Origin of the sequence: Pseudomonas sp. DR208, assembly GCF_019823005.1 — a bacterium.
GTDB classification, from domain to species: Bacteria; Pseudomonadota; Gammaproteobacteria; order Pseudomonadales; family Pseudomonadaceae; genus Aquipseudomonas; species Aquipseudomonas extremorientalis.
Genome location: NZ_CP081944.1, coordinates 1,350,747 through 1,366,786, shown reverse-complemented (window position 1 = coordinate 1,366,786; position 16,040 = coordinate 1,350,747). Strand labels below are relative to the sequence as shown.

The following is a 16,040-nucleotide window of genomic DNA, read 5'->3' as shown; positions in this document are numbered from 1 at the left end:
ACATTAAGGATGATGACGCATGAGACACTTTGGCCCTATTAGCGGTATCGCAACATTCAACGATACGTACGTTGCAACCGCCGGTTATGACAACCAGGTTATTTTGTGGGATGCAAAAACCAAGACGCCGATCCAGCGCGTGCTCCACGACCACCTGGCCAACCAATGCGCGTTCAACGCCAGCGGCACCCTGCTGGTCAGCGCCAGCAGCGACTACACTGCCCGCGTCTGGGAAATCCCTTCGCTGCGCTTGAAAAGCGTGCTGGTGGGTCACGATGACGACATCGAAATGGCTGCCTTCTCACCGGATGGCCAGACCATCGCCACCTGCTCGCGGGACCACAGCATCCGCCTGTTCGACCTCAGCGGGCGAACCCTGCGGATCCTCAGCGGTCACGATGCCGACGTGATTTCGGTGTGCTGGGCCGCCGATGGCAAGACCCTGGTTTCCAGCAGCGATGACGGTTCGATCCGCCGTTGGGACGCTGCCAGCGGCGAACAACTGGACCTGATCGACCTGGGCGGCGTCGAAACCGACACCGTGGCCCTTTCCCGCGAGGGCATCATTTTCGCCGGTGACGACGAAGGCAAAATCTCCGTGATCAGCAGCAGCGGCACCTACCTGCAAGCCGCCCATGCCGCCGGCATCAAGCGCATCGTATGGAACGACGCGCAGCGCCTGCTGGTCAGCCTCAGCTACGACCGTTGCGTCATGCTGTGGGAGTTGACGCCCGACAACCAACTGGTAAAAACCGCCCAGACTTCACTGCCAAGCATCATCTGGCCACGCAGCTGTGCATTGCTGGGCAACCATCGCATCGCCTTCGTGACCTTCGGCTCCACCTACGCCACCTGGGATTTCACCACTCAGGAATGGGACGTGGGCGGCATCGAGCCGGCCATCAGCTTGAACGCCGTCACGGTGGTCGGCGACGACATCTACAGCATCGGTGATGCCGGCATCCTGCAGATCAATGGCCAGCCCAGCACCAAGGCCGGCAGTCTGTGCAACTTCCTGCTGCCCTTCGGCGACAGCGTGTTGACCGGCGGCCAGATGGGCACGGTGTTCGACGCCAAGACCGGCGACGTCATCTACCAGCACCGTTCACCGCTCAACTGCGGCACCACCTTCGAAAAAGATGGCCAGTTGCACGCCGCAATCGGTACGTACACTGGCGAAGCCTTGATCTTCAATCTGGAAAACCAGAAGCCGCGTTTCCTGCGCGAAGTGCGCATGCACGAGAACGCCATCAAGGGCATCGCCGCCGATGAACAGTACCTGTTCAGCGTATGCGCGACAGCGGCCGCAGCGTTCTTCCGGATCAGCGACTTCGAACTGGAAACCTACCTGGACAAAGCCCACGACCGTATTTCCAACGGCTGCACGCAGATCCAGGGCGGCTTTGCCAGTATCGGGCGCGACCTCAAGCTGCGCCTGTGGCAAGCCGGCAACAGCGAGGTGTATGACACCCCTCATAGCCACTCGATCAAGTGCATTGCGATCTCCAAGGACCGCCAGATGATCGCCACCGGCAGCTACGGCGGCACCGTGGCCGTGTTCGACCTGGCCAAGCGCAAATGGGCAAAGGTGGAAAAAATCACCGCCAGCGGTATTTCCTGCCTGACCCATGACGCCGAAGGCAGTGGCTTCCTGGCCAGCGCCTACGACGGGCGTATCTACCCGATCACCGCCCACGCCGTGGCAGGGCAACGCCGCCCATGACCCACTTCAGCGAAATCGACTTTCAACATATGCACCATGCATTGTCGTTGGCCGAGCGCGGCAGTCACTCCACCTGGCCCAATCCACGGGTCGGGTGCGTCATCGCCCACGGTGCACACATCGTGGGCGAGGGCTGGCATCGGCGTGCGGGCGGTCCGCACGCCGAGGTCTTCGCCCTTCGCCAGGCCGGTGCCCTGGCCAAGGGCGCCACGGCCTATGTGACGCTGGAACCCTGCAGCCATGTCGGGCGCACCGGGGCCTGTCACCAGGCGCTGATCGAGGCTGGCGTGGCGTGTGTGGTCGTTGCCCATGAAGACCCGTTCGAGCAGGTCGACGGTCGTGGCATCGCCGAACTGCGCGACGCCGGGATCGAGGTTCGCGTGGGCTTACTCAATGCGGTCGCCCGCGAGTTGAACCGTGGCTTCCTGTCCTCGGTCAAGCGCCAGCGGCCGTGGGTGCAACTGAAGATGGGCATGAGCCTGGATGGCCGCACCGCGCTGAACAACGGGCGCTCGCAATGGATCACCGGCGCCAGGGCGCGCGCCGATGTGCAGTATTGGCGAGCGCGCAGTGCAGCGATCCTCACCGGCAGCGGCACGGTGCTGGCCGACAACCCCTCATTGACCGTACGCGAGATGGCGTCCGCCGAAGCCATCGCGCCGCTGCGGGTGATCCTCGACAGCCAGGCGCGGGTGCCGCGTACCGCTAGAGTGTTCGACGACCAGGCGCCAAGCCTGCATGTGGTGCACGAGCAACATCTGCCGCCAGGCGCCAACGCTGAGCGCTTGCTCGGCCTGCCGGGCAACCAGAATGGCCTCGATCTGCATGCCTTGATGGTCCATCTGAGCCAGCGCGGTTTGCATGATGTAATGGTCGAGGCCGGGCCGACCCTGGCCGGCAACCTGCTGCGCGCCGGACTGGTGGATGAGCTGTTGCTGTACGTCGCGCCGCGCCTGCTCGGCGACCTCGCACGGCCGCTGGTGCATTTGCCGGAGCTGGAAAACCTCACCCACTCCCTGGACTTCACCCTGTATGAAGTGACCCAGTTGGGCCAGGACTTGCGATTACGCCTGCGCCCCGATCAGTCGACCTGCACGGTATGAGCTACCACTTGCTTGACCTGTTCGCGCAACCACGCATGTGCCGGATCGTCACAGAATCGCTGGTGCCAGATCTGCACAAAGGGAAAGCGCGGAATGCTGAACGGTGGCGGCAATTGCACCAGGTCCGGGTTGAGCAACGTGTCTTCCAGCGTGCGGGTGGCCACGGTAAGGATCAGGTCGGTGTTGTGCAACAGGCTCGGCGCCGTACGCCAGTGCGGCACGCTGACGGCGATGCGACGGCGCAATCCTTCGGCACGCAACAGGCTATCGACTTCACCATTGGCACCTCCGTCCATGGACACCTGGATATGCGGGCGCTCCAGGTAGCTCTCCAGATCCAGCATGCCGTCCTTGGACAGGGTCCGCCGGTCGAGCAGGCAGGAAAACGTTTCCTCGAACAACACTTCCATCGACACATCGGGCGTCAGGCTGGGGAACACCCCCAGGGCCAGGTCGATCTTGCCCTGCGCCACTTGCTCGAACATCGCATGCCGGCTGCCCTGGGTCACCACCAGCGTGGTGTTCGGCGCCTCGCTGCGCAGTCGCACCAGCAACTTGGGCAGGATAATCGCGGCGCCGTAGTCCGACATCGCCAATTGAAAGGTGCGTTGGGAACTGGCCGCGTCGAAGTCGATGGACTTGCCGAACAGTGTTTCGATCTGGCTGAGGATGTCGCGCAACGGCACCTGGATATTCTGCGCCAGCGCGCTGAGCACCACTTCGTTACCCTCGCGGATCAGGATCGGATCGTCGAGCAGCACCCGCAACTTACTCAAGGAGTGACTGATGGCCGGCTGGCTCAAATGCAGTCGCGCACCGGTGCGAGTGACGTGTTTTTCAGTCAGCAGTGCATCGAGCACCACCAACAGATTCAAATCGATATTGCGCAGTAGGACCGTGACCATGCTGTGAATTCCATCTCAGGGAGCAACCTTCAACAAGGAGCAAAACCATGCCTCAACTCAAACGAATCATTGAGACCGCGCTGTACGTAGACGACCTCGACCGCGCCAAAGCGTTTTACGCCCGGCACCTGGAGCTTGAGACGATGGTCGAGAGCAACGTACTCGTCGCGTTAAATGTCGGTCAGCAGAATACTCTCTTGCTATTCAAACGGGGCGCCTCTCTTCAAACCAAATACTTGAGCGGCGGCGAGATCCCTCCCCATGACGCCAACGGGCGCATTCATATCTGCTTTGCCATCGACGCCGACGACCTGCCGACCTGGGAGGCGCGCCTGGACAACGCGAACATTGCCATCGAGGGGCGCACCCACTGGCCCAAAGGTGGATCGAGCATCTATTTCCGCGATCCGGATGAGAACCTCGTCGAACTACTGACGCCGGGCTGCTGGCCCATTTACTGATTGCCGCTCAAGGAATGAAGCTTATGTCACACGTCAGTCGATCCGGACGTGCCGTCTCACGAACCAGCGTGGCGCTGTTGATCGCCGTGGTTGTCCTCATTGCGTTGGCGTGGGCATTGTGGCGTTGGAGCCATCCGGCTGCCGCGGCCTACGCGCCTGCGCCGATCAAAGTCGCGGTGGCGCCGGTCAGCGACGCCCCCTTCACCCGCTACCTGGAAGCCATCGGTGAGCTGGAAGCCGTGCAGCAGGTAAGCGTACCCGCCGAAGTCGGCGGACGTGTGGTGCAGTTGCCAGTGGAATCCGGCCAGCGCGTCGAGCGCGACCAAGTGCTGGTCAGGCTCAACGATGCGCCCCAACGCGGCAACCTGATGCGCCTGCAGGGCGAATTGGAAAATGCCAAGGTCAAACTGGAACGCTCGCGCACCCTGGTCAAGGTGAACGCCACGTCCCGCGAAGCCTTCGACAATGCCCAGACCGAATACACCACCGCTCAAGGCGCCCTGCAGGAACTGAAGGCGCAGATCGACCAATTGACCATACGTGCACCGTTCGCCGGCACCCTCGGGATCCGCAAGGTTCACCTGGGCCAATTTGTGAACCCCGGCGACAGCCTGATCAACCTGGTCGGCGACAAGGGCCTGTACGTGAACTTCAGCGTGCCGGAGCAAGCCCTGGCCCAACTGAAGGTCGGCAATACCCTGGATGTGCAACTCGACGCCCTGCCGGGGCAACGCTTCAGCGCACGTATCAGCAGTATCGACCCGTTCCTCGACCGCTCGCGCACCCTGAGCGTCCAGGCGCTACTGCAGGCCCCCACCGACGGCGCCCTGCCGCGCATGTTCGCCAAAGTGCGCCTGCCGCAGTCACTGCCCGGCAACACCTTGAGCGTGCCGGAAACCGCCATCACCTATAACGCCTACGGCGAAGATGTCTTCGTGGTGCAGCCATCGACCGATGCCAATACCCCACCCGTCGTCCGCCGCGTATTGGTCAAGACCAGCGAGCGGCGCAATGGCCGCGTGGTGATCGATGCGGGCCTGAATCCGGGTGACCGCGTGGTGATTTCCGGGCAGATCAAGCTCAGTGACGGTGCCGCTATCGAGCCCCTCGAACGTACGGTGTTGAACGATGCCGACCCGTCCTCGGGGATGACCATGGCCGGAGAAAACCCGTGAAATTCACCGACCTGTTCGTACGTCGCCCGGTACTGGCCCTGGTGGTCAGCCTGCTGATCGTACTGGCCGGGCTCAAGGCCTACCTCGACCTGCCTGTGCGCCAATACCCGCTGTTGGAAAGCTCGGTGATCAGCGTGACCACCGACTACCCCGGCGCCCCCGCCGAGCTGATGCAAGGCTTCGTAACCCAACCGATCAACCAGTCTCTGGCCTCGGTGGAAGGCGTGGACTATGTCAGTTCCTCATCGGTGCAGGGCCGCAGCCAGATCACCCTGCGCATGGCACTCAACCAGGACTCGGCCAAGGCGTTGAGCGATGTGATTGCCAAGGTCAACCAGGTCAAATACCGCCTGCCTGAACAGGCCTATGATCCGGTGATCGAACGTTCCGCCGGCGACGCGACAGCGGTGGCGTACGTGGGGTTTTCCAGTGACTCGCTGTCGGCCTCGGCCTTGAGCGATTACCTGAGTCGCGTGGTGCAGCCGTTGTTTTCCACGATCGACGGTGTGGCCAAGGTCGAGACCTTCGGCGGCCAGCGCCTGGCCATGCGCCTGTGGCTCGACCCGCAACGCATGGCAGGCCACGGCATCAGCGCCGCCCAGGTGGAACAGGCGATCCGCGACAACAACTTCCAGGCAGCACCGGGGCAGATCAAAGGCCACTATGTGATCTCCTCGATCCAGGTCAACACCGACCTGAGCAGCCTCGATGAGTTTCGCAACATGGTCATCCGCAACAACGGCGACCACCTGCTGCGCCTGCGCGATATCGCGACCGTCGAGCTGGGTTCGGCTGCGTACGAGACCAGTGCGTTGATGGACGCCAGGCCCGCAGTGCACCTGGGCCTCTATGCGACACCCAAGGGCAACCCGCTGTTGATCGTCGCCGACATCAAGCGCCTGCTGCCGAACATCGAGAAAACCCTGCCGCCTGGGGTCAAGGTGGCGCTGGCGTTCGAGACCGCGCACTTTATCGAAGCCTCGATTATCGAAGTGATCGAAACGCTGATCGAGGCCATCCTGATCGTGGTGGTGATCATCTACCTGTGCCTGGGCTCGGTGCGCAGCGTGATCATCCCCATCGTCAGTATTCCATTGTCGATGCTCGGCGCCCTGGGCTTGATGACGTTGTTCGGCTTCAGCATCAACCTGCTGACGCTGCTCGCAATGGTGTTGGCGATCGGCCTGGTGGTGGATGACGCGATTGTGGTGATGGAGAACATCCACCGGCATGTCAAGGAAGGCCGCAGCGCGCTGCAGGCTGCCTTGTTCGGCGCGCGCGAGATCGCTTCGCCGGTGATCGCCATGACCATTACCCTGGCGGCGGTGTACATGCCCATCGGCCTGATGAACGGCCTGACAGGCGCGCTGTTCAAGGAATTCGCCCTGACCCTGGCCGGCGCCGTGCTGGTCTCCGGGGTGATCGCCCTGACCCTGACCCCGGTCATGTGCGCCAAGCTGCTACCGGGCCAGGAGCATGAAGGCACCATGAGCCGCCTGGCCGAGCGCTTCTTCCACCGCCTGGCACGCCTGTATCAGCGTGCGTTGCTGGGCTCGCTGCGCAAGCGCGGGCTGATCCTGTTGTTCGGCGCCGTGGTGCTGCTCAGCCTGCCCTGGCTGTATGGCCATGCCAGCAAGGAATTGGCGCCCAACGAAGACCAGGGCAACCTGCTGCTGGCGATCAAGTCACCGCAGCACGCCAACCTGGATTATGTAGAGCGCTACGCCTACCAGTTGAGCGGGATTCTCGGCCACTTGCCGGAGACCGTGAGCACCTGGATCATCAACGGCAATGACGGCGTCGCCGCGAGTTTTGCCGGGGTGAACTTCTCCGAATGGTCGCAGCGTCAGCGCAGCGCAGCGACAATCCAGGCCGAGCTGCAACAAAGCGTCGATGCCGTGGAAGGCAACTCGATCTTCGTGTTCCAGTTGCCGCCACTGCCCGCCTCCACCGGTGGCTTGCCGGTGCAAATGGTGATGCGCAGCACAGAAGACTACCGCTCGCTGTACCAGGCCATGGAAACGCTGAAAACCCAGGCGCGGGCCAGCGGGCTGTTTGCGGTGGTCGACAGTGACCTGGCGTTCAATAACCCGGTGACCCAAGTGCGCATCGACCGCAGCAAGGCCAACAGCCTGGGGATTCGCATGCAAGACATCGGCAGCACGCTGGCGGTGTTGATCGGTGAGAACTACACCAACCGGTTCGCCCTGCAAGGCCGCTCCTACGATGTGATCCCCCAGAGCCAGGCCTCGCGACGCCTCACGCCCCAGGACCTGAATGGCTTCTACGTCGACACCGACACCGGCCAGCAGGTGCCGCTGTCCACCGTGGTGAGCCTGCACAACGTGATCGAGCCGAACAAGCTCAAGCAGTTCAACCAGCAGAACAGCGCGACCTTCCAGGGTATTCCGGCACCCGGCGTCAGCCTTGGCCAGGCAGTGGCCTTCTTGCAGGAACACAGCCGCCAGTTGCCCGCCAGTTTCAGCCATGACTGGCAGGCCGATTCGCGGCAGTTCATTCACGAGGGCAATGCGCTGATGCTGACCTTCCTGTTTGCGCTGATCGTGATCTACATGGTGCTGGCCGCGCAGTATGAAAGCCTGACCGACCCGCTGATCATCCTGATCACAGTGCCGCTGTCGATCTGCGGCGCGTTGATTCCCCTGGCGCTGGGGCTGGCGACCATCAATATCTACACGCAGATCGGCCTCGTCACCCTGATCGGTCTGATCAGCAAGCACGGGATCCTGATGGTCGAGTTCGCCAACGAGTTGCAGGTGCTGTACCGCTGCACGCCGGCCCAGGCGATCATGCGCGCGGCACGCATTCGGCTGCGGCCGATCCTGATGACCACGGCGGCCATGGTGGTGGGCCTGGTGCCGATGCTGTTCTCGTCAGGTGCCGGCGCCGCCAGCCGCTTCGGGTTGGGGCTGGTGATCGTGATCGGCATGCTGGTGGGCACGCTGTTTACCTTGTTTGTACTGCCGTCGGTATACACCCTGCTGTCCAGGGCACATAAACCGGCGATCGATTGGGCACAGGTCGAGCAATCGGCCTGAACACAAAAAACGGGCGTCCCATGGGACGCCCGTTTTGGTAGGTGCTGACGGTCAGAGATGGGATTCGGCGTATTCGGCCAGGATCGAACGTGGAACACCCTGCAGCGCAATGTGCACGCCGTTCGGGAAGTCTTTGAAGCGTTCAGTCAGGTACGTCAGCCCGGAGCTGGTCGCGGACAGGTAAGGAGTGTCGATCTGTGCCAGGTTGCCCAGGCACACCACTTTGGAACCAGCGCCGGCACGGGTGATGATGGTTTTCATCTGGTGCGGCGTGAGGTTCTGGCATTCATCGATCAGGATCAGGCTCTGCTGGAAGCTGCGACCTCGGATGTAGTTGAGGGATTTGAACTGCAACGGCACTTTGCTGAGGATGTAGTCGACACTGCCATGGGTGTTTTCATCATCCATGTGCAAGGCCTCGAGGTTGTCGGTGATCGCCCCCAGCCACGGCTCCATTTTTTCCGCTTCGGTACCGGGCAGGAAACCGATTTCCTGGTCCAGGCCCTGCACGCTGCGGGTGGCGATGATGCGGCGATAGCGTTTGGTCACCATGGTCTGTTCGATGGCGGCAGCCAGGGCAAGGATGGTTTTCCCCGAGCCTGCGGCGCCGGTCAGGTTGACCAGGTGGATGTCAGGATCGAGCAGCGCGTACAGCGCCAGGCTCTGGTAGATATCACGCGGTTTCAGGCCCCAGGCCTCCTGGTGCAACAGGGGTTCCTGATGCAGGTCGAGGATCAGCAACTTGTCGACCTGGATCTCTTTGATCCAGCCCACGAAGCCCTGTTCGTCGACGATGAACTCATTGATATGTACGGCCGGCAGGTTTTCGATCAGCTGCACCTGGTGCCAGGTACGGCCATGGTCCTGACGGGTTTCGACCTTGCTGACGCGGTCCCAGAACGAGCCGGTAATCATGTGATAACCACGGGACAGCATCGACACGTCGTCGACCAGTTGGTCGGTACTGTAGTCCTCGGCCGCGATCCCACACGCTCGGGCCTTGAGGCGCATATTGATGTCTTTGGTCACCAGCACTACGCGCAGGTCCTTGTCACGGGCGTGCAGGTCGATCAATTGGTTGATGATCTTGTTGTCGTTCAGGTTTTCCGGCAGCAGGCTGTTGGGCTCGCTGCGCTTGCTCATCAGAATCGACAGCAAGCCCTTGGGTCCGCTTTTACCACGCTGGATCGGCACGCCGACTTCGACATCTTCTGGCGAAGCTTCGCCCAATGTCTTGTCGATCAGGCGGATGGCCTGGCGGCATTCGGCGGCCACGCTGTGGTGCCCGCTTTTGAGTTTATCGAGCTCCTCAAGCACGATCATCGGGATGGCGACGTGGTGTTCTTCGAAGTTGAGCAGTGCGTTTGGATCGTGGATCAATACGTTGGTATCAAGCACATAAAGGATTGGCTGGTCGGAAGAAGGGTTACGTCCATGATCATCCATACTCGGTCACCTTTGTGGGAGCCAGTCGACGCAATACCTGGGCGGTGCTGCGCCTCGATTCGACCACCGACTGCACCTGAGTGACGTCAAGCGCAGTGCCCACATGAGGAGTCTTGGAAGACGCCACCTGTGTTGCAGGTTTCGGCGATCTGACTTCGTAATACCGCAAAACGTGTGACAGGAAAAAGCACTTTGACGCTTTTTTGAAGTTTATTTTTCAGGATGACGAATAGCACTAGCCGAGTGCCACTTACCCCGCTAAAGTCGGAAGTCCGCCTGCATCGAAATGTCGCACAAAATTACCCCGAAATCGCCCAAAACCCAACAGTTCCGGGCACTTCAGCGAAACGCCTCCCGGCAGTCCTGCCAACCCAGACCACTCTGCGCCGTCGCCTGCAACAGCATGGGCAAAGCGACCCGTGCCTTGTCCTGGGTGTCGTGGAACACAATCACGCCTTTGCGCCACAACAGCATCAAGGTCAGCACCCGTTGCGCCGACTCATCGGCCTTGAGCTTGCCCGGTTCATCCTGGGAATCGATGTCCCACAACGCCACCTGCAAGCCCTGGGCTTGAAAGAACCCCTGGCTGTCCGCGCGGCGCTGGCCATAGGGCGGACGGAACAGCGGCACGTAGTTTTCCGGCATCAGGTTTTGTGCCAGCGAAGCGCTGCGGGTAATCGAGCTCTGCCAGTCCACCCAATGGCTGTGGGAACGGTACTGCCAGCCCTGGGTGCCGACGCACTGGCCCTGGTACAGCGCCTGCACATCGGCAACCGAACTGCGCTCGACACGGGCCTGCAGGCTGCTGCCAAGGGTGAAGAAGGTCGCGCTCATCTTCTGCTTGCGCAAATAGTCGGCGAGCCAGTCGGTATTGCCGCTGACCGGCGCAGGGCCGCCGTCGAACGTCAGCAGGAACAGGCGGTCGTTGAACTCGTCGCCATTGCGCTCATGGTCGCCGAAACGTGCGACTTCGCTGCTGATCTGCGGAAACAGCGCGGCCTTGCGCAGCAATTCATCCAGGTAGCGCTCATGGAAGGTATGGCTCGGAGCGGCCCAGCCTATATAGAAGGAGTCTTCGCTCACCTCGAACTTGCCGGCCTGCTCGCGCAGGTCGTCCATGTTCTCCACCAGATAGCAGAACGAGGCGTCTTCCTCGCAGCTCTGCTGGGCGAAGGTGTAGTTCTCCAGCAGGCGCTGCCAGAGCTGGCGGCGCAGGTCGTCGATGGCGGCCAGGTTGATGATCTTCAGGCCCAGGCGCTGCTTGAGCGCGGTTTCGTCCTGGTTCTCGCTGGCCAGGAGGCTGTGGGCGAACATCAGGATTTCGGCGCGTGAAGCCACGTCGAACAGCGCCGGGCTGCCGAGTTTTTCGGGCCAGGAGCCACGGTCCAGGCTGGCCACATCCACGGGCGCCGCCTGGGCATTCAGGCATAGCAGGCATGCCGACAATAAAAGCGCTATTCGCACACAGGGTCTCCCTCTCCAGAGTCACCGGCCATCATAGCGGATCACGCCTATCGCCATCATAGGTGGAGTCAAAACGCGCCAGCCCCTAGAATCGCCTCACGTTTAAAGGAGACGACTTCATGCTGATGGTGATTTCCCCCGCCAAGACCCTCGATTTCGAGACCGCGCCGGCGACCCAGCGCTTTACCCAGCCGCAGTACCTGGACCACTCCCAGGAGCTGATCGAGCAACTGCGCACCCTCAGCCCGGCGCAAATCAGCGAATTGATGCACGTATCCGACAAGATCGGCGGCCTCAATGCCGCCCGCTTCGGCAGCTGGACCCCGGCATTCACTCAGGACAATGCCAAGCAGGCGCTACTGGCCTTCAAGGGCGATGTGTACACCGGCCTGAACGCCGAGACCTTCAGCGATGCCGACTTCAGCTACGCCCAGGACCACCTGCGCATGCTCTCGGGCCTGTATGGCCTGCTGCGCCCCCTGGACCTGATGATGCCGTACCGCCTGGAAATGGGCACCAAGCTGCCCAATGCCCGTGGCAAGGACCTGTACGCCTTCTGGGGCACGCGTATCAGTGAGTGGCTCAACCAAGCGCTGGCCGAACAAGGCGACGACGTGCTGCTAAACCTGGCCTCCAACGAATACTTCTCGGCGGTCAAGCGTACGGCCTTGAAGGCGCGGATCATCAACACCGAGTTCAAGGACCTGAAGAACGGCCAGTACAAGATCATCAGCTTCTACGCCAAAAAAGCCCGGGGGATGATGAGCCGCTTTGTGATCGAGGAACGCATCAACGACCCGGCGAAGCTCAAGCAGTTTGATGTGCAGGGCTATCGCTTCAACGCCGAGCAGTCCAAGCCGGATAACCTGGTGTTTTTGCGCGATCACGCACCAGAATAAAGCTCCCGAGAACACTGATGAACAAATGTGGGAGGGGGCTTGCCCCCGATGACGATGGATCAGCCAGCTTATCTTTAGCTGACCCACCGTCTTCGGGGGCAAGTCCCCTCCCACATTTTTAACCGCATTTCAATTCGCGAATCGTCATTTTTTTGACGTCAAAAAATATCCCGACGCATCTCTAACAATTCTTTCACTCGACATTCGTCGATTTTTTTCGTAGTGGCACCACTTTTTTCAAACACTAGTGGCACAAAACTATCCCAGCGCGCCAACTCCCTATAACTACTGGCTCAAATAGCAAGTGCTATCAATATACTACCAGTGCCATCTTTCCTAATATTTCAAGAAATTTCAGGAAACAGGATGAGCGGCCCGGAACTTCGTCTAAACGCACGGCTCATACCACCGGTAACGAAATTCTCTGCTTCTGTAAGAGATGACTTACATGACGACCCAAGGAAGTAGCAAAGTTGCCCCATCAACTTTGACTCACGGGTCATATCATCAACTGATATGAGTTGAGGGCGGCGATAAGGATTAATTGCTATCCCCTATAGGCCAAGGCAGCGCTTACCCAAATGTGTCAGTGATGACACCCAAGATGTTGATAAATAAGGGCTTAAAGCCCCCATCAGGATCTTGTGGCACTGGCGTCGGCACCTTTCCCCAGAAAGGCCGGCTGCATTTCAGGGCAAGCCCCAATAACAAGGCCAAGTTGCGCACAACTTGAGTGCAATTGTTAGTCACTCGCTAATTAACATGCCTGTACGCGGTAAGTTGGCGTCTATTCGCCTAACTTTCGCGGCATCAGTGACGCTTGCAAACATGAACTCCGCCATTAATTGGCATGATTAACACAGTCTTGAAGACAAAGAGGTAAATGCGATGCGCATCAGCATATTTGGTCTCGGTTACGTTGGCGCAGTCTGTGCCGGTTGCCTGTCTGCCCGTGGCCACGAAGTGGTCGGCGTAGACATCTCCAAGGATAAGATTGACCTGATCAATGCAGGCAAATCGCCCATCGTTGAGCCCGGTCTGGGCGAGCTGTTGAGCCAGGGTATCGAAACCGGCCGACTGCGCGGCACGACCAACTTCGCCGACGCCATCCGCGATACCGACCTGTCGATGATTTGCGTCGGCACGCCGAGCAAGAAAAACGGCGACCTGGAGCTCGATTACATCGAAGCCGTGTGCCGCGAGATCGGTTTTGTCCTGCGTGACAAAACCACCCGCCACACCGTGGTCGTGCGCAGCACCGTACTGCCGGGCACCGTGGCCAACGTGGTGATCCCGATCCTCGAAGACTGCTCCGGCAAAAAAGCCGGCGTCGACTTCGGTGTCGCGGTCAACCCGGAATTCCTGCGTGAATCCACCGCCATCGCCGACTACGACCAGCCACCGATGACGGTCATCGGCGAGTTCGACAAAGCCTCCGGCGATATCCTGCAGTCGCTGTACGAAGAACTCGACGCACCGATCATCCGCAAGGACATCGCCGTTGCCGAAATGATCAAGTACACCTGCAACGTATGGCACGCCACCAAAGTGACGTTCGCCAACGAAATCGGCAACATCGCCAAGGCCGTCGGCGTCGACGGTCGCGAAGTGATGGAAGTGGTATGCCAGGACAAGACCCTCAACCTGTCCCAGTACTACATGCGCCCAGGCTTCGCCTTCGGTGGTTCGTGCCTGCCCAAAGACGTGCGTGCCCTGACCTACCGCGCCAGCTCCCTGGACGTGGAAGCGCCGCTGCTCAACTCGCTGATGCGCAGCAACGAGTCCCAGGTACAGAACGCCTTCGACATCGTCTCCAGCCACGACAAACGCAAAGTCGCCCTGCTGGGCCTGAGCTTCAAGGCCGGCACCGACGACCTGCGCGAAAGCCCACTGGTTGAACTGGCCGAAATGCTGATCGGCAAGGGCTTCGACCTGAGCATCTACGACAGCAACGTCGAGTACGCCCGTGTCCACGGTGCAAACAAGGACTACATCGAAGGCAAGATCCCGCACGTGTCGTCCCTGCTCAACTCGGACTTCGACGATGTGATCAACAACTCCGACGTGATCATCCTGGGCAACCGTGATGAGAAGTTCCGTGCCCTGGCGCAGAACGCACCACACGGCAAGCAAGTGATCGACCTGGTGGGCTTCATGTCCAAGGCCACCTGTGCCACAGGCCGTACCGAAGGCATTTGCTGGTAACAGCAACGGCAAGTTCCGGGCTGCAAGCGTACCTATCCCCAGCGCTTGCAGCCGGGAGCCTTCTTCACCTTCGGATGACGCTTATGTCCAAGTTAAAACACGTACTGCTCCAATCCGCCGGCTGGCTGTTCTTTTTGAGCCTGCTGATGGGACTCGCCCTGCTCTTGCCGGCGAGTACGTTCGACTCCGAGTCGAAGAATTTTATTTTCCTGATTGGCGCCGTCGGCATCTGGCGCTACTCGATGGGTGCTACGCATTTCTTTCGCGGCATGCTGTTCCTGTACGTGGTCTACCCGCACCTGCGCCGCAAAGTGCGCAAGCTGGGCAAGGCCGCCGACCCGTCCCATGTGTTCCTGATGGTCACCAGTTTCCGTATCGACGCGCTGACCACCGCGCAGGTCTACAGCTCGGTGATCCGTGAAGCCATCGAATGTGGCTTCCCCACCACCGTGGTCTGCTCGCTGGTGGAAATGTCCGATGAGCTGCTGGTGAAGAGCCTGTGGGAACGCATGAATCCACCGGAACACGTGAAGCTCGACTTCGTGCGCATCGCCGGCACCGGCAAACGCGACGGCCTGGCTTTCGGTTTCCGCGCCATCTCCCGCCACCTGCCGGACGACCGTGCCGTGGTTGCCGTGATCGATGGCGACACCGTGCTCGCCGAAGGCGTGGTTCGCAAGACCGTGCCGTGGTTCCAACTGTTCGGCAACGTCGGCGGCCTGACCACCAACGAGTTCTGCGAAGTGCGCGGCGGCTACATCATGAGCGAGTGGCACAAGCTGCGTTTCGCCCAGCGTCACATCAACATGTGCTCCATGGCCCTGTCCAAGCGCGTGCTGACCATGACCGGCCGCATGTCAGTGTTCCGTGCCAGCGTGGTCACCGACCCGGGCTTTATCGCCGACGTGGAAAGCGACTCGCTGCAACACTGGCGCCTGGGCCGCTTCAAGTTCCTCACCGGCGACGACAAGTCCAGCTGGTTCAGCCTGATGCGCCTGGGCTACGACACCTTCTACGTGCCGGACGCCGCGATCAACACCGTGGAACACCCGCCGGAAAAGAGCTTCATCAAGGCCAGCCGCAAGCTGATGTTCCGCTGGTACGGCAATAACCTGCGCCAGAATTCCCGTGCCCTGGGCCTGGGTGTGCGTCGGCTGGGCCTGTTCACCAGCATCGTGCTGTTCGACCAGCGCGTGTCGATGTGGACGTCCCTGCTCGGCCTGACCGTGGCGATCATCGCCACCTTCAAATACGGCGGCGCCTTCATCCTCGCGTACCTGCTGTGGATCGGCATCACTCGCCTGATTCTCACCCTGCTGCTGTCGTGCTCCGGCCACAAGATCGGCCCCGCGTACCCGGTGATTCTCTATTACAACCAGATCATGGGCGCGCTGGTGAAGATCTACGTGTTCTTCCGCCTCGATCAACAGTCCTGGACCCGCCAGGACACCAAACTGACCCGCGATTTGGCCAGCTTTCAACGTTGGTTCAACACCTGGTCGTCTCGGACCATGACCTTCTCCGCCGGCAGCATCTTCGTTGCCGTGTTGCTGATGATGGTCTGACCCTGCCAAGCCTGAATTAACTCTAGGAAATTGCC

At 60.6% G+C, this 16,040-nt stretch carries 11 protein-coding genes; 8 read left to right on the top strand and 3 right to left on the bottom strand.

The window, feature by feature from the left end; translation table 11 throughout:
* Positions 1 to 19: 19 nt before the first annotated feature.
* Both K5K89_RS05985 and ribD read left to right on the top strand, forming a co-directional pair.
* Complete coding sequence (locus K5K89_RS05985) at positions 20 to 1,723, top strand: WD40 repeat domain-containing protein (RefSeq protein WP_222541024.1); 1,704 nt, start codon at positions 20 to 22, stop codon at positions 1,721 to 1,723.
* The gene (gene ribD / locus K5K89_RS05980) at positions 1,720 to 2,826 is read left to right on the top strand and encodes a bifunctional diaminohydroxyphosphoribosylaminopyrimidine deaminase/5-amino-6-(5-phosphoribosylamino)uracil reductase RibD (protein WP_222541023.1); all 1,107 of its coding nucleotides are present in this window, start codon (positions 1,720 to 1,722) and stop codon (positions 2,824 to 2,826) included. The genes K5K89_RS05985 and ribD overlap by 4 nt, the downstream gene beginning before the upstream one ends.
* Here ribD and K5K89_RS05975 read toward each other — a convergent pair.
* On the bottom strand, positions 2,805 to 3,731 hold the full coding sequence (locus tag K5K89_RS05975; protein ID WP_071488576.1) for a LysR family transcriptional regulator: 927 nt from the start codon (positions 3,729 to 3,731) through the stop codon (positions 2,805 to 2,807). The genes ribD and K5K89_RS05975 overlap by 22 nt on opposite strands.
* Before the next feature lie 47 nt (positions 3,732 to 3,778).
* Between K5K89_RS05975 and K5K89_RS05970 the strand changes: the two genes are divergently transcribed.
* From K5K89_RS05970 to K5K89_RS05960, 3 genes are read left to right on the top strand one after another with little or no spacing between them, the layout of a single operon-like run.
* Positions 3,779 to 4,192 carry a VOC family protein gene (locus K5K89_RS05970; protein ID WP_058422912.1) on the top strand — a complete coding sequence of 138 codons (414 nt, stop codon included), beginning with the start codon at positions 3,779 to 3,781 and terminating at the stop codon, positions 4,190 to 4,192.
* Positions 4,193 to 4,215: 23 nt separating this feature from the next.
* Positions 4,216 to 5,367: an efflux RND transporter periplasmic adaptor subunit gene (locus K5K89_RS05965; protein WP_071488575.1), complete on the top strand. Its 1,152-nt coding sequence runs from the start codon at positions 4,216 to 4,218 to the stop codon at positions 5,365 to 5,367.
* Entirely contained in the window at positions 5,364 to 8,426 is a 3,063-nt protein-coding gene (locus K5K89_RS05960; RefSeq protein WP_222541022.1) for a MexW/MexI family multidrug efflux RND transporter permease subunit, read from the top strand. The genes K5K89_RS05965 and K5K89_RS05960 overlap by 4 nt, the downstream gene beginning before the upstream one ends.
* A gap of 51 nt (positions 8,427 to 8,477) precedes the next feature.
* On the opposite strand, the gene K5K89_RS05955 is transcribed toward K5K89_RS05960, so the two are convergent.
* On the bottom strand, positions 8,478 to 9,872 hold the full coding sequence (locus K5K89_RS05955) for a PhoH family protein (protein ID WP_071488573.1): 1,395 nt from the start codon (positions 9,870 to 9,872) through the stop codon (positions 8,478 to 8,480).
* Between the two features lie 339 nt (positions 9,873 to 10,211).
* Positions 10,212 to 11,336: a polysaccharide deacetylase family protein gene (locus tag K5K89_RS05950; RefSeq protein WP_071488572.1), complete on the bottom strand. Its 1,125-nt coding sequence runs from the start codon at positions 11,334 to 11,336 to the stop codon at positions 10,212 to 10,214.
* 119 nt (positions 11,337 to 11,455) lie between these two features.
* Between K5K89_RS05950 and yaaA the strand changes: the two genes are divergently transcribed.
* The 3 genes from yaaA (at position 11,456) to alg8 (ending at position 16,005) form a co-directional block, all read left to right on the top strand.
* On the top strand, positions 11,456 to 12,235 hold the full coding sequence (gene yaaA, locus K5K89_RS05945; protein ID WP_071488571.1) for a peroxide stress protein YaaA: 780 nt from the start codon (positions 11,456 to 11,458) through the stop codon (positions 12,233 to 12,235).
* 888 nt (positions 12,236 to 13,123) lie between these two features.
* Complete coding sequence (locus K5K89_RS05940) at positions 13,124 to 14,440, top strand: nucleotide sugar dehydrogenase (protein ID WP_222541021.1); 1,317 nt, start codon at positions 13,124 to 13,126, stop codon at positions 14,438 to 14,440.
* 83 nt (positions 14,441 to 14,523) lie between these two features.
* The gene (gene alg8 / locus K5K89_RS05935) at positions 14,524 to 16,005 is read left to right on the top strand and encodes a mannuronan synthase (protein ID WP_162276396.1); all 1,482 of its coding nucleotides are present in this window, start codon (positions 14,524 to 14,526) and stop codon (positions 16,003 to 16,005) included.
* Positions 16,006 to 16,040 lie beyond the last annotated feature (35 nt).

Coding starts and splice junctions, on each gene's coding strand:
- K5K89_RS05955 (WP_071488573.1), bottom strand. CDS start 9,872: ATGGATGATCATGGACGTAACCCTTCTTCCGACCAGCCAATCCTTTAT.
- K5K89_RS05985 (WP_222541024.1), top strand. CDS start 20: ATGAGACACTTTGGCCCTATTAGCGGTATCGCAACATTCAACGATACG.
- K5K89_RS05940 (WP_222541021.1), top strand. CDS start 13,124: ATGCGCATCAGCATATTTGGTCTCGGTTACGTTGGCGCAGTCTGTGCC.
- yaaA (WP_071488571.1), top strand. CDS start 11,456: ATGCTGATGGTGATTTCCCCCGCCAAGACCCTCGATTTCGAGACCGCG.
- K5K89_RS05975 (WP_071488576.1), bottom strand. CDS start 3,731: ATGGTCACGGTCCTACTGCGCAATATCGATTTGAATCTGTTGGTGGTG.
- ribD (WP_222541023.1), top strand. CDS start 1,720: ATGACCCACTTCAGCGAAATCGACTTTCAACATATGCACCATGCATTG.
- K5K89_RS05970 (WP_058422912.1), top strand. CDS start 3,779: ATGCCTCAACTCAAACGAATCATTGAGACCGCGCTGTACGTAGACGAC.
- alg8 (WP_162276396.1), top strand. CDS start 14,524: ATGTCCAAGTTAAAACACGTACTGCTCCAATCCGCCGGCTGGCTGTTC.
- K5K89_RS05965 (WP_071488575.1), top strand. CDS start 4,216: ATGTCACACGTCAGTCGATCCGGACGTGCCGTCTCACGAACCAGCGTG.